The 13,043-nt window shown below is 58.5% G+C and carries 10 protein-coding genes and 1 pseudogene; 7 read left to right on the top strand and 4 right to left on the bottom strand.

Going from position 1 to position 13,043, the window contains the following annotated elements; genetic code table 11:
* Entirely contained in the window at nt 1-1,443 is a 1,443-nt protein-coding gene (rpoN, locus tag A3K90_RS01375; protein WP_303680802.1) for an RNA polymerase factor sigma-54, read from the bottom strand.
* Nucleotides 1,443-2,015 (bottom strand): DUF3109 family protein, encoded by a 573-nt coding sequence (locus tag A3K90_RS01370; protein WP_303680801.1) that lies wholly within the window; start codon nt 2,013-2,015, stop codon nt 1,443-1,445. The genes rpoN and A3K90_RS01370 overlap by 1 nt, the downstream gene beginning before the upstream one ends.
* 112 nt (nt 2,016-2,127) lie before the next feature.
* Between A3K90_RS01370 and folD the strand changes: the two genes are divergently transcribed.
* The 7 genes from folD to A3K90_RS01335 all read left to right on the top strand — a co-directional run bounded on the left by folD (nt 2,128) and on the right by A3K90_RS01335 (nt 9,967).
* Nucleotides 2,128-3,015: a bifunctional methylenetetrahydrofolate dehydrogenase/methenyltetrahydrofolate cyclohydrolase FolD gene (gene folD, locus A3K90_RS01365; RefSeq protein WP_303680824.1), complete on the top strand. Its 888-nt coding sequence runs from the start codon at nt 2,128-2,130 to the stop codon at nt 3,013-3,015.
* A 5-nt stretch (nt 3,016-3,020) separates the two neighbouring features.
* Complete coding sequence (radA, locus tag A3K90_RS01360; RefSeq protein WP_303680800.1) at nt 3,021-4,388, top strand: DNA repair protein RadA; 1,368 nt, start codon at nt 3,021-3,023, stop codon at nt 4,386-4,388.
* A 141-nt stretch (nt 4,389-4,529) separates the two neighbouring features.
* Complete coding sequence (locus A3K90_RS01355; protein WP_303680799.1) at nt 4,530-4,871, top strand: phage holin family protein; 342 nt, start codon at nt 4,530-4,532, stop codon at nt 4,869-4,871.
* A gap of 54 nt (nt 4,872-4,925) precedes the next feature.
* On the top strand, nt 4,926-6,284 hold the full coding sequence (locus A3K90_RS01350; protein WP_303680798.1) for a sodium:solute symporter: 1,359 nt from the start codon (nt 4,926-4,928) through the stop codon (nt 6,282-6,284).
* 120 nt (nt 6,285-6,404) lie between these two features.
* Nucleotides 6,405-7,361 carry a zinc-binding alcohol dehydrogenase gene (locus tag A3K90_RS01345; protein ID WP_303680797.1) on the top strand — a complete coding sequence of 319 codons (957 nt, stop codon included), beginning with the start codon at nt 6,405-6,407 and terminating at the stop codon, nt 7,359-7,361.
* Nucleotides 7,362-7,391: 30 nt separating this feature from the next.
* Entirely contained in the window at nt 7,392-8,933 is a 1,542-nt protein-coding gene (locus tag A3K90_RS01340; RefSeq protein WP_303680796.1) for an ABC transporter ATP-binding protein, read from the top strand.
* Between the two features lie 14 nt (nt 8,934-8,947).
* The gene (locus A3K90_RS01335; protein WP_303680795.1) at nt 8,948-9,967 is read left to right on the top strand and encodes an ABC transporter permease; all 1,020 of its coding nucleotides are present in this window, start codon (nt 8,948-8,950) and stop codon (nt 9,965-9,967) included.
* Nucleotides 9,968-9,994: 27 nt separating this feature from the next.
* Here A3K90_RS01335 and A3K90_RS01330 read toward each other — a convergent pair.
* A pseudogene (locus tag A3K90_RS01330) lies at nt 9,995-10,903 on the bottom strand (DUF89 domain-containing protein).
* 119 nt (nt 10,904-11,022) lie between these two features.
* Nucleotides 11,023-12,897: a chloride channel protein gene (locus tag A3K90_RS01325; RefSeq protein WP_303680794.1), complete on the bottom strand. Its 1,875-nt coding sequence runs from the start codon at nt 12,895-12,897 to the stop codon at nt 11,023-11,025.
* Nucleotides 12,898-13,043 lie beyond the last annotated feature (146 nt).

The raw sequence follows: 13,043 nt of genomic DNA, 5'->3' as shown, positions 1-13,043 counted from the left end.
TTAAAATATTTTCTTTCTTAGTCTTGCAACTGGAATTTGCATTTGTTCACGGTATTTTGCAACCGTCCTGCGGGCAATCTGGAACCCTTTGGCGGCAAGCCCTGCCGTCAGGCTGTCGTCGGAGAGCGGCCTTGCCCCGTCCTCCCCCTCGATCATCTCCCGGAGGTGCTGGCGGATGATCTTGCTCGACACATCCTCACCCTCGTCATTCTGAATGCCGCCGCTGAAGAAGTAGCGCAGTTCGAACACCCCGAACCGGGTCTGCACGTATTTACCGTTGACGGCACGGCTGATGGTCGATATGTCGAGACCCGTATCGGCAGCAAGCGTTTTCATGCCGAGCGGCTGGAGAAAGGCAGGACCATCGGTAAAAAAACGGTACTGATGTTTCATGAGCGACTCGATAACCTTGAGGAGCGTCTGGCGTCGGGTTTCAAGGGCGCTTTTGAACTCGTTGGCCTTCTGGAGATTGCGGCGGATGAACTGCCGGTCGTCCTTCGAGCCCTGTTTTGTCTTCAACAGGTCCCGGTACTGGTCGCTGACCCTTACCGACAGCGCACTGCGGTCGTTCAGGGAGGCAAAGAGCGATCCGTTTTCGTAGTTCACCACGAAGTCGGGTGAGATGTAGTGGCCCCCTTCATCGACGAACAGCCCGGGATGCGGATCAAGACCGGTGATGACGGCAATTGCCGCCTCAATCCGGGCTTTACTCACATCGAGCTTTTTATGGAGACGCTCGAACCGCCGGTGGATGAAGTCGTCGAAATGGTGCCGGAGAATGTCGAGAGCAGCCTCAATGTCTGCCCGGGGGTGCTCCCGACCGGAAAGTTCCAGCTGTGTCGTGAGCCGCTCCCGGAGGTTCAGGGCTGCAACGCCGGGAGGGTCGAGTTTGAGGATCCTCCGGCGCATCTCATCAACATCACTCTCTTCTGCCTCCATGCCGGACAGCCTCAAACTGTCGAGGATGACCGAAGCCCCCTCGGTGAAGTAGCCGTCATCGTCCAGATTGCCGAGGATTTCGATGGCCAGCAGCACTTCCCTCTGCCCCACTCCTTCCTGCAGGGCCAGCTGGCGGAGCAGGGTTTCATGGAAGCTGTCATGCTGGACCGCCTGAAAGAAATGCTCTCCCCCTCCCCTGTCATAGCTGAACGAGGGCATGCTTTCGCGCGCCTCCTGGCGTGCCGAAAGCCGTTCCTGCTCCTTGAGCGCACTTTTGCTGAACCGATCGACTTCGTCGAACATCTCGCCTGAGGGAGCCGCCTCGCCGTGCTCCGAGATACTGTCCCTTGCTCCCTCGACCGGCTCAAGAAGCGGATTTTCCTGCAGCTCCTCATTGATGCGCTGCTCAAGGCTCGCAAGCGGAAGCTGGAGCAGCTGGCTGCCCAGGATCTGCTGGACTGAAAGAAGTGCTTTCTGTTTCTGCTGCAGTCTGAATTCTGGCATCAACTCTTGGAGGATGGTTTCCGGAACGCGGCAAGGCTTTCAACCCACTCTCTGCCGTAAAGCTCTTCAAGGGCTGTAGAAAGATAATCAACAAGAGGCATCTGGAGTTCCCCTCCGAGCCGTCGGGCAGCGCGGCACATGGCGTGCTCTTCATAGACAAGATACGCCAACCCGAACTTTTTCCGCACCCGTATCGGGAAAAGCCTGCATGAAAGAGGTTTATTGTAACCGGCAATGCCTTCCCGGAAAGCAATTTCAATGGCGCAGAGCGTCACCCCGTCGCGCTCAAGGGCAAAAACGCACTCCCGGCTGTCTACGGTACGGGTGTAGAGGGTACCCTGATAGACCTCCACCGATCCGTGGCGCGCTATCCAGCGGGCGCTTTTTTCAGGAAGCATCCGGAGAAGCTGTCCCGGCGGATGCTCCAGAAGGGCTGCCTCGGCGGGGGTAAGCGGAGCGCCGAGCTCCCCTTCTACACAGCAGCTGCCGGCGCATGCATCAAGGTCGCAGGAGAAAAACGCGTCGAGGACCGCCCCGTCGACAAGGACATCACCGACGGAAATCATTGCCATCGTTCAATCATCCGATTTCAGGGTTTGCCGTTTCGCCGATTTTTTCATAGCTATAGGCAGAAATACGCAAGGCACAATGCAGTACTGCACAACAACACCAAGCACAACCACCATGCTCATCATCGACGGAAAGAAAGTTTCGCTGGACATGAAAGAAGAACTCAAAGCCAGTGTGGAATCGTACCGGTCCATAACCGGAAAGGTCCCGGGGCTCACCGTCATCATTGTCGGCAGCGATCCGGCCTCAGAGGTCTATGTACGCAATAAAGCAAAAACCTGCAAAGAGGTCGGCATGAATTCATCCGTCATCGAACTGCAGGAAGATACGCCCGAAGCACATCTGCTCGAGGTGATCGACTCCCTCAACCGGGATCCCGGAGTACACGGCATTCTGGTACAGCAGCCTCTCCCCAATCATATCGACGAGTTCGCCGTCACCCTGGCCATCGACCCCGCAAAGGATGTTGACGGGTTCCACCCCGAGAACCTCGGGCGCCTCGTCATGGGCCACCTCGACAAGTGCTTCGTCAGCTGCACCCCCTACGGCATCCTTGAGCTTATCGGCCGCTACGGCATCGAGACCAGCGGGAAACATTGCGTGGTGATCGGCCGCAGCAACATCGTCGGAAAACCGATGGCCAACCTCATGATGCAGAAACTCAAGGAATCGAACTGCACCGTCACCGTCTGCCATTCGGCGACAAAGGACATCGCCTCCTACACCCGCCAGGCAGACATCCTCATTGCCGCAATCGGCAGGGCGAAGTTCGTGACGGCAGACATGGTCAAACAGGGAGCTGTCGTCATTGACGTCGGCATCAATCGCATAGAGGATCCCACGACAAAAAGCGGCACCCGCCTTGTCGGCGATGTCGACTATGAAGGGGTATCGGCAAAGGCAGCAGCCATGACCCCGGTCCCCGGCGGCGTCGGACCCATGACCATTGCGATGCTTCTGAAAAACACCCTGCACTCCTTCGAGCGCGCAAACGGCCTTTAAGGGAGATGGCGCGCCAGGCCACCAGGTACGTCTGCTCGAACTGCGGCGCCGTCTCCCTGAAATATCAGGGGCGGTGCTTTGAATGCCAGAGCTGGGGAACGCTTGAAGAGATCCGGCAGGAAGACGGGCCGAGACAGGGAAAACCGCTTCCCGGCATGCACGCAGCCGCCGTCCAGAACCTCCACGCCGCGGCACCCGAAGAGTACCACCGGCTGAAAACCGGTATCGGAGAACTCGACCGCGTGCTCGGCGGCGGCCTGATGCAGTCTTCAGCCATCCTCGTCGGCGGCGAGCCGGGGATCGGCAAATCGACCCTCATGCTCCAGCTCGCCGCGCGCCTCGCTCCCGCCAAAGTGCTCTATATCTCCGGCGAAGAGTCCCCGAACCAGATCCGTGAACGCGCCACGCGCCTGAAGCTGCATGCCGAAAACCTCTGGCTGGCACCCGAAGTGCGCCTTGAGGTGATCCTTGAGACCATCGAGAGGGAGCGGCCCGCTCTTGTCATCGTGGACTCCATACAGACCGTCTACTCCGGCCAGTACCAGAGCTCCCCCGGCACCATCACCCAGATACGCGAATGCGCCGCAATGCTCATCCATGCGGCCAAACGCCAGAACTTCATGCTCGCCCTCATCGGCCACATCACCAAGGAAGGATCCCTTGCCGGCCCGAAAACGCTGGAGCACATGGTCGACACCGTCCTGCAGTTTGAAGGCGAAGGCTACCAGCGCTACCGGATCGTCCGCTCAGTGAAGAACCGGTTCGGCCCAACCAACGAAATCGGTGTTTTCCGCATGGAGGAGTGCGGCCTGGAAGAGGTGGCGAACCCTTCGGAATTCTTCATTTCCGGCCGGCGTCCCGATGTTCCCGGCAACTCGGTCCTTGCCGCCATTGAGGGATCAAGGGCCCTGCTCGTCGAAGTGCAGGCGCTTGTAGCCAAGACCAACTACTCCATGCCGCAGCGCATCAGCACGGGTTTTGACCTCAAGCGCATGTCGATCATCCTCGCAGTCCTTGAAAAACGGCTCGGCATAGAAACCTGGGGGCAGGACGTGTTCGTGAAGATTGCAGGAGGGCTGAAGCTCATCGAGCCGGCATCCGACCTCGCCATTGCCGCCGCCATCGCTTCAGGGCTTCTTAACCGGCCGCAGGACGCCAGTTCGGTATGCTGCGGAGAAATCGGCCTGTCGGGCGAACTGCGGGCCATCAGCGACAGCGAGCGGCGCATCAGGGAGGCGGCACACCTCGGCTTCCAGCGCATCGTTCTTCCCGAAGCCAACACCCGTGAACTCAAGGCGGCAATGAAGAAGCTGCCCATCAGGATAGAGGGATGCGGAAGCCTGCAGGAAGCGCTGGACGCGATGGGGATATGATGTTGCATACCGGATGTTGAATACCGGGCGTCGAAGCGTTCCGAGCGTTCAACACTGTGGGTTTCGAAGATGCATGTAGAAGATGAATATCGAATGACCATGAAGAAGAGTCTTCACCAATAACCCGAACCACCCGCAATCATGATGCATATCCTGCTCGTCTGGCTTGTAAACGCCTTCGCCGTCTATCTGACCGCACAGATTCTTCCCGGCATCCATGTCCGGGGATTTGGCGCCGCCCTTCTGGTGGCCCTCGTGCTCGGCCTCGTCAACACCGTGATAAGGCCTGTCATGATCCTCTTTTCAATCCCGTTCATCCTTCTCAGCCTCGGCATCTTTCTCATTGTCATCAACGCCCTGCTCCTGCAGCTCTCGGCCGCCATCGTCGACGGATTTACGATCGAGAGCTTCTGGTGGGCTGCTGCAGGCTCGATCTGCATCAGTGCGATTGCCTGGCTGCTGGCAACTCTGGTAAATCTGTAACCGGCAGCCGGCAACGTACCGGCAGCCAATTTTCCAATTCAACCCCCTCCATGTATGGAACTCGTCATTATTGTTCTCTATCTGGTGATCATTCTGGCTGTCGGCCTTATGGCGGGACGCGGCATCACAAACCTCAAGGATTACGCGGTCGGCGGAAAATCGTTCAACAGCATGATCATTTTCGCGACCCTCTCGGCAACATTCATCGGCGGAGGGTTTTCCATGGGCAATGCCGAAAAAGTGTTTCTTGTCGGTATTGCCAACATCGTAGCGCTCTGGGGCTTCAGTTTCAAGGAAATCCTGGTGGCGGCATTCATCGCCCCGAGAATGGCGCGCTATCCTGATGCCATTTCGGTTGGCGACATCATGGAGCCCCATTACGGGCGCGGTGCAAGGATATTCAGCGGCATTTTCGGCATTGCGCTCTGCGCTGGCATTTTAGGGGCACAGGTCGGGGCAATGGGATACATCTTCAACCTCTTTCTCGGCATGGACAGGGTCACGGGCATTCTCATCGGATGCGGCATTGTCATCGCCTATGCAACATTCGGAGGCATGCGCGCGGTCATATGGACCGATGTCATCCAGTTCGTTGTCCTTGCCATCGGCATACCCCTCACCCTTTACTTCGGCATCTCGAACGCAGGCGGATGGGAAGCCATGGCCGCCCGAATTCCGGCAGAGCACCTGCTGATATCAACAGAACCGGCTGCACTCTTATCCCTCGGGGCCCTGTTTCTGACCTTCATGCTCGGGGAGACGATGGTGCCGCCCTATCTGCAGCGGCTGATGATTGGCCGCTCATCCCGGGACACCACCCGCGGAACCCTCTTCAGCGCACTGTTTTCCATCCCCTTCTTCGCCATCACCGGCACTATCGGGCTTGTCGCACTGGCTCTTGATCCGACCCTGAACCCGAACCTCGCCATGCCTTACGTCATCAAGGTCGCACTGCATCCGGTGATGCAGGGGTTTGTGATTGCTGCAGTCATATCCATCATCATGTCATCGGCCGATTCCTTCCTCAACAGTGCATCCATAGCATTCATCAATGACATCGTCAGGCCGCTGAAAACCACTCCGATGGAACATTCCACGGAACTGATGCTCGCCCGCCTCACCACCTTTGCCGTGGGCGTCCTTTCCATCGTCTTCGCCATCTCCATAGACAGCCTGCTCGACATCCTGATCTACGCCTACAACTTCTGGGCGCCTACCGTGCTGGTCCCGCTCGCTGCAGCAATCCTCGGATTCAGGGCTACACGCCGGCGCTTCGTTGCCGGAGCACTTGCCGGAATCATCATGGCCCTCCTCTGGAACAACATGTTCCACAATCCCTACGCCATCGACGGTCTTGTCATCGGCTTCCTCTCGAACATGGCCGTCTTTTTCGCCGTCCCCGCAGGAGAATAACGAACCCCGAACGTCCGCATCACCCCCCTGGTGCGGACGTCAGTTGACGGGCTCTCCGGCTTTTCGTACCTTACGCTTGCAATGCCAACCGTCAACCAAGAACGCAGCCGATCCATCCTCATGCAGGGAACCGCAAAAGCACTCGTCCTCCAGAAAGCAAACAAGCTGAAGCTCCAGCACGCGACCTACGATGCCTCAGGCCCCCGGGACGTCATGGTGAAAACCATCGCAAGCACCATCACCCCGGGTCTGGACCGCCTGCTCCTTACCAACAAGCCCGTCTCCAGCAGGGTACTGAACTACCCGCTCCTGCCCGGCAGCGAAGCAATCGGACAGGTTCTCTCGGTGGGTCCGGAAGTCAGCGACCTCCATCCCGGCGACTTTGTCTACGCATTCAAGGCAGATCGGTGGACCGGAGTGGAACCCTATTACGGATGCCACGCCGAGGTGATTCCGACAGCACGCGAAAACCTCCTCCCGCTCGGCCGTGCGCCGATACACCGCGACCTCCTCACGGGACTTCTCGCCTATGCCATAAGCGGTATTGACAAAACCGGTGTGCATGCAGACTCAAGAGTGCTCGTGCTCGGACTCGGCTCAGTCGGCCTGATGGTGGTCGAGTACCTCCATAGACTCGGCGTCAAGGCAATCGACGCTGTCGAAACCTTCGCCGTCCGCGGCCAGCTCTCCCATGCCGAACACATCGCACTCGACATCGGCGACTTCACCGAGGAGTTCAACGGGAAGTACGATCTTGTGGTTGAAACCACCGGAAGGATCCTCCTTCTGGAAAAAGCCGCCCGCCTTATGCAGCAGCAGGCAAAAATCCTGCTCATGGGCAGCTATGAAGTAATGGCCTACGACTACCGCCTTCTCCAGCACAAAGAGCCGGTCATCATCTGCTCCAGCATCACGACCATCGAACAGATGGAGCGGGCTGTCCGGGAACTTGAAGCCGGCACCATCGACAGCGAGAAATTCTTCACCAACATCTTTCCTGTTGCCGAATACGAGCGTGCCTACCGTACGGCACTCGACAGCAAGGAATCGATCAAGACGGTCCTGGTCTGGCTGTAAGGGCCCCCAACGATACCAACGAAGGTCATTATGGCAGCAGCAGTAGGGTTACAGGGGGTGACGATGCGCTTCGGAGGGGTCACGGCGGTGGAGAACGTGAGCCTCGAAATCGAAGAGGGGTCCATCCATGCCGTCGTCGGGGAAAACGGCGCCGGCAAAAGCACCCTCATGAAAATCATCGCCGGCCTCATCAGCCCAGTATCGGGCACGATCTTCATCAAGGGACGCCGCGCTGTTTTTCCCTCCCCCCGTCAGGCCATAAAAGCCGGAATCGGCATGCTCCACCAGCATTTCATGCTGGTCGAAGAACTTACCGTTGCCGAAAACATCATGCTCGGCCACGAACAGAGCCGCCTCCTCCACCCCGTACCGAAACAGAAAATCCGGTCCATGGTCGCCCGTTGCGCCGAAGCCTACGGGCTCGAGGTCGATCCCGACGCACGCTGCGGGGATCTCAGCGTAGGAGAAGAACAGCGGGTGGAACTGCTGAAGCTCCTTTTGCGCGATGCATCCATCATGATCCTCGACGAACCAACCGCCGTACTGACCCCGCAGGAGACCGGGCGGCTGTTCGACACCCTCCGTGCTCTCTCGGCAAAAGGCCGCACCATCATCCTCATCACCCACAAGCTCGACGAAGTGCTCAGCATTGCCGATACCCTCAGCGTCATGCAGAAAGGCCGGATCGTCGGCACCATGCTGGCCGGGAGTGTCTCACGTCAGGAACTTGCGGAAATGATGGTAGGCAGAAGCGTTTCGCTGCAGGTTGAAAACCCGGCGCACGAGCCCCGGGAAAGGGTGCTTGAGGTCCGGGACCTCCGGCTCTTTACACCCAAAGGCGGAGAAAAGCTCCGGGGGCTCAGTTTCACGATACGGGCCGGGGAGATATACGGCATTGCCGGGGTTGAGGGTAACGGCCAGGCCGAACTCCTCCAGGTGCTCGGGGGGCATGTGCCTCCCGGCGGCAGCACCAAGGGCGAAGTCCTCCTCAACGGCGTTCCGCTTCCGGGACTCCGCCCGGATGAAATCTCGGACCTCGGCGTATCGGTCGTTCCCGAAAACCGCCTTCGCGACGCAGTGGTCGGAGAGTTTCCCGTATCGCTGAACCTCATCTTCGGACGACACCGGGAAAAAGCGTTCCACCGGGGGCCCGGCTTCAGCAGAGCGGCCATCGAAGCATACACGGCGCAACTCGTCACAGCCTACGACATCCGCTGCCCTGACCCCGAGCTCCAGCCGCTTCTGTCACTCTCCGGCGGCAACCAGCAGAAAGTGGTGGTCGCCCGCGAACTGACGCGGCCGGGAATTTCGCTCCTCATCCTCGCCCAGCCCACACGCGGGGTCGATATCGGCGCCACCGGGTCCATACACCAAAAAATCCTGGAAGCACGCCGGGCCGGAGTCGCCATCCTCCTCATCTCAACTGAACTTGAGGAACTCACCGCCCTCTCCACCCGCATCGGCTGCCTCTACCGCGGCACGATCCGCCACGAGTTCGGCATTGAGGAGACCGCCAGAAAACGCACCGGCGCCATCCTGTTCCATAGAGAAATCGGGCTTCACATAACCTGACCCTGCCCCCTCCCATGAAACCCTCAACCCGGACACTCCTCGTTCCCCTCGTCTCCGTCCTGGCAGCGCTCCTTTTGAACGCATGCATCATAGCCCTCACGGGTCGGGATCCCGTCATGATCTTCGCTAAAATGCTCCAAACAACCCTCCTCTCCCCTTACGGACAGGGGCAGGTGCTGTTCCGCACCACCACGCTCATCTGTACCGCGCTTGCCGTAGCACTCCCCTTCCGTCTCCGCCTCTTCAACATCGGAGCACAGGGACAGCTCCTCATGGGAGCCTTTGCAGCCGCCATTACCGGTGCGCTTCTGCCTGAAGGTCTTTCTGCTCCGGTCTCGCTAACCGCGTGCATCCTTGCCGCCATGACGGCCGGGGCACTCTGGGCCGCCGTTGCCGCACTTCTGAAAACACGGTTCGGGGTCAGTGAAGTGATCTCGACCATCATGCTGAACTTCATTGCCGAAGGCATTGCCGGCTACCTTCTTACCCGGCACTTCGCCCTTCCCTCCACCGTCCATACGGCGCCGATTGCCGACTCCGCCCTCATCCCGAACTTCTCCGTCCTCAGCGGCTGGTTCCCGAATGCACCCGCAAACCCCTCCCTCTTCATCGCCCTTGCGGCAGCCGGCATCTTCTACCTGCTCATCTTCAAGACCCGGTTCGGTTTTGAAATGCGCGCTGCGGGGCTGCGGCCCGAAGCTGCCCTCCATGCAGGCATACAGCCAGCACGCCACGTAATGGCAGCCATGGCGCTCGGCGGTGCCGCGGCAGGGCTCGCTGCCGCCAACCTGGTGCTCGGCTATAAACATTTCTATGAAGCAGGAATGACCGGCGGAGCCGGGTTCACGGGAATCGCGGCGGCACTGCTTGCCGGTGCGCATCCCCTCTGGCTGGTGGTATCGGCCTCTTTCCTCGCGCTCCTGGAATACGGCGGGCTGGCGGTGAACGCCTATGTGCCGAAAGACATCTTCATGGTGATGGAAGCCGTGACAATCATCTTCGTCGTGGCCTTCACTGCACTCGGGAAACGATAGGTAACCCCTTCGTTCGTTACCCCTTCTTTACACTCCTCCGCCACCCTGCATGAGGACCAGCTCTCCTTTCGCCACGCCCGAAAGCCCGGCAACAGGATCACATTTGATCCGGAGGATGAAAAACAGGCGCAGATCGGCATCGGCATGAAGGGTTTCAAAATTGCCCTGGCCTTTTGAAATGATGAGGTCCGCATCCCTGAACAGCTACCTGAATGCAGGAGAGGTTTCCTCAAGAATGGTTCCGGGATAGATGCTGCCGGATGAGACCACCCGGGCAACTTCGTCAATGCCTACATAGAGAGCATCACTAGCCACCGCATCGTTGATGACCGGTCGTTCCCTCACGGCACAGGTAACATCAAGCTCCGGATAGGCAGCGGTCAGGGTCTCGATGAAGAGCCTGTCGAAAACAATCTCACCGGCGTTGTCACAGATGTAGAGCAGTTTCTTGGCCTTACGGAGGCGTGAAGAAAACTCCTGGAAATCAAAGCGGCCGAATTCACGTTCATCGAGGGTCCTGAGTTCGGCTTCCACATCAAGGGATCCGTGCTGTTTGGCCCCGAAATCGATGATATTGCCGGCTGCGGCAATAAGCACGCCATAGGCAAGCCGGTCCGGAGCCTCAAGGATCTTCCTGCGGAACTCACGAGCATACGCCATTGCCAGATCATTCGAGTGCTGCTTGATTGCCTTATAGGGATCATACTCCTCATCAGGGTTCCCCATGCCGCTCAAAGCAGCGGCCATGTCAGTAGCAGCCCTTACGACATGCTGCACGACAATACCCTCGCCTCCTGTTTCGAGCAGTTGCGAGAATGCATGCTCAAAAAGCCTTTTTCCGTTCTTCTGGTCCATCCCGGTAATTTTCACCAGGGAGTGGAGCTGCTGGAAGAGGCATGGATAGCATGCCAGAGGGATACATCTCTTGTTGTCCATACTTACAGATCGTTAATGTTACGGATGGGGTTCAGGGTACGGCCGGATGATCGGCGCACGGCCCGAGGGGGCCGAAGGGGAAAAAAGAACAGCAGAGAGAAGCATCGACTGCCGAAAGATCATGCTGACCGGGAGGGATCAGCGCTGTCTGAACCATAGAGGTTCATCTGCTTGCGATAGTAGGAGAATGCCTCTTCCTGCCGGACGATGCCGAGCAGCTTGCCGGAACGCTTCGAAATGACCGGCAGAACGTTCGTATAGTCGGCGACCTCGAAAAACTTCAGGGCTTCATCAAGCTTCGATGAATCGTAGAGCACCGGTACCTCTTTTTTCATGACATCCTCGGCAATCAGCCCCGCAAACATGCCGTCACGCAGAATGATGCTCATCTCCTCAAGGCGGATCATCCCCACAAACTGGTTATCGTCATTGATGACTAGGAAGTTCGATTCGGGCGTGCTGTGGAAGACCTCCAGCACCTTTTCGACCCTCGTGACGTCATTGAACTTGATGAAGTCGGTACGCATCACATCAAGCACGCTGATGTTCTCGGCAACCGACAGCGCAATGCCGTAGCCGACCCGCACACCCTCCTTCTCCAGCACATAGGTCTCCATGGAGTGACGGTAGGCCAGACGTGCGATGAGGGCCGAGGTCACAGCGGCAAACATGATGGGAAGCACGATCTCGTACTGGCCCGTCACTTCGAAAAGGATGAGGATGACGGTCATCGGAGCCCGCATGATGCCGGCCGTCAGAGCCCCCATGCCGACAAGCGCATACGCGCCTGATGCAGCCGTCATGCCGGGAACCAGCATGTTGACAAGCTTGCCGAACATGCCGCCGAGCATGGCGCCCATTTTCATTGCAGGGGCAAACATGCCGCCCGAACCGCCCGAACCCACGCTGAGGCCGGCAACGACCGGCTTCAAGAGGTAGACGCTGATCATGCCGGTCCAGGTCTCCTCGCCCCTCAGCGCACTGTCGACAACGGCATAGCTGTACCCGTACAGTCCCGGCAGCCACATGCAGATGAGGCCGCAACCGAGGCCGCCGATGGCAGGAACGGCCCAGACGGGAATGCCGAACCGCTTTTCCATCCGGTTGAACCACTCCTCGATGGAATAATACGTTTTGATGAAGAGCACTGCCGACAGGCCGGCCAGCACACCCAGAATGAAGTAGAGCGGCAGTTCAAGGTTGGAGACAAGCGTGTAGGGCGGGACCTGGAAGGTCGGGGAGCTCCCGAGAAAGCTGCGGGAGAGCACGGTGCCGACGACAGCGGCGACGACGATGGGGCTGAAGGTCTTGACGCTGAAGTCGCCGAGAATCACCTCGATGGCGAACATCACGCCGCCGATGGGTGCGTTGAACACCGCGGCAAGACCGGCGGCCGCTCCGCATCCGAGCAGCGTCCTTGTCCTGTCGGGAGAAAACTTCAGCATCTGGCCGACGGCCGAGCCGATGGCCGCACCGACCTGCAGGATCGGCGCCTCCCTGCCGCCGCCGCCGCCCGTACCGATGCTCATGACGGAGGTGAAGGTCTTGTGGATCCAGTGGCGCCTGCCGATCATCCCGTTGTTCTGTGCCACGGCCTTGATGACCGAGGCAAGACCGTGGCCGGGACGGCTCTTCACCACATAGGCATTGTAGAGGCCGACGACAAGCCCGCCAAGAGCGGGTATGAAGGGAATGAGGAAATAGCTCCAATTGGCCGGCAACAGCTCTGCTGTACCGAACAGAAATGAGCTGAGCACCAGAATAGCGTCATGGAACATGACGGCCACGTACCCGGTAGTAAGGCCGACAAAGATTGCGACGAAAAGAAAGGGGAAATCCTGATTGAGATTGAGCTGGACCAGGAGGGCGTCGAGCGAGAGGCGGAAAAAGGTCCTGTGGTTACCCTTCAGGTAGCGGCTTTTGCGCAGGACAGCATAGAAAAAAACCCGAAGGTTCCTTTTCCAGTTGCGTATGCCTTTATTGGACCGATTCATGTGTACCCGCTGACCGTGATGAAAACACCTGCCCGCCACCGGAGGAAAATCCAGCCCCGGGGGAGGTTACAGGGTTGAAAAAAATAACCTGCCGAATGTCCCTATACAAGATTATTTCGTATCTTCTGAAAATTAATTCCATATCC

The sequence above is a fragment of the Pelodictyon luteolum genome, assembly GCF_001622165.1.
Classification (GTDB): domain Bacteria; phylum Bacteroidota; class Chlorobiia; order Chlorobiales; family Chlorobiaceae; genus Chlorobium; species Chlorobium luteolum_B.
This window is presented reverse-complemented; position numbering and strand designations above follow the sequence as displayed.

Excerpts from the sequence above, each read along its gene's own strand:
- A3K90_RS01370 (WP_303680801.1), bottom strand. The coding sequence starts at position 2,015 with ATGGCAATGATTTCCGTCGGTGATGTCCTTGTCGACGGGGCGGTCCTC.
- A3K90_RS01355 (WP_303680799.1), top strand. The coding sequence starts at position 4,530 with ATGATGCATATCCTGCTCGTCTGGCTTGTAAACGCCTTCGCCGTCTAT.
- A3K90_RS01350 (WP_303680798.1), top strand. The coding sequence starts at position 4,926 with ATGGAACTCGTCATTATTGTTCTCTATCTGGTGATCATTCTGGCTGTC.
- A3K90_RS01345 (WP_303680797.1), top strand. The coding sequence starts at position 6,405 with ATGCAGGGAACCGCAAAAGCACTCGTCCTCCAGAAAGCAAACAAGCTG.
- A3K90_RS01340 (WP_303680796.1), top strand. The coding sequence starts at position 7,392 with ATGGCAGCAGCAGTAGGGTTACAGGGGGTGACGATGCGCTTCGGAGGG.
- A3K90_RS01335 (WP_303680795.1), top strand. The coding sequence starts at position 8,948 with ATGAAACCCTCAACCCGGACACTCCTCGTTCCCCTCGTCTCCGTCCTG.
- rpoN (WP_303680802.1), bottom strand. The coding sequence starts at position 1,443 with ATGCCAGAATTCAGACTGCAGCAGAAACAGAAAGCACTTCTTTCAGTC.
- A3K90_RS01325 (WP_303680794.1), bottom strand. The coding sequence starts at position 12,897 with ATGAATCGGTCCAATAAAGGCATACGCAACTGGAAAAGGAACCTTCGG.
- radA (WP_303680800.1), top strand. The coding sequence starts at position 3,021 with ATGGCGCGCCAGGCCACCAGGTACGTCTGCTCGAACTGCGGCGCCGTC.
- folD (WP_303680824.1), top strand. The coding sequence starts at position 2,128 with ATGCTCATCATCGACGGAAAGAAAGTTTCGCTGGACATGAAAGAAGAA.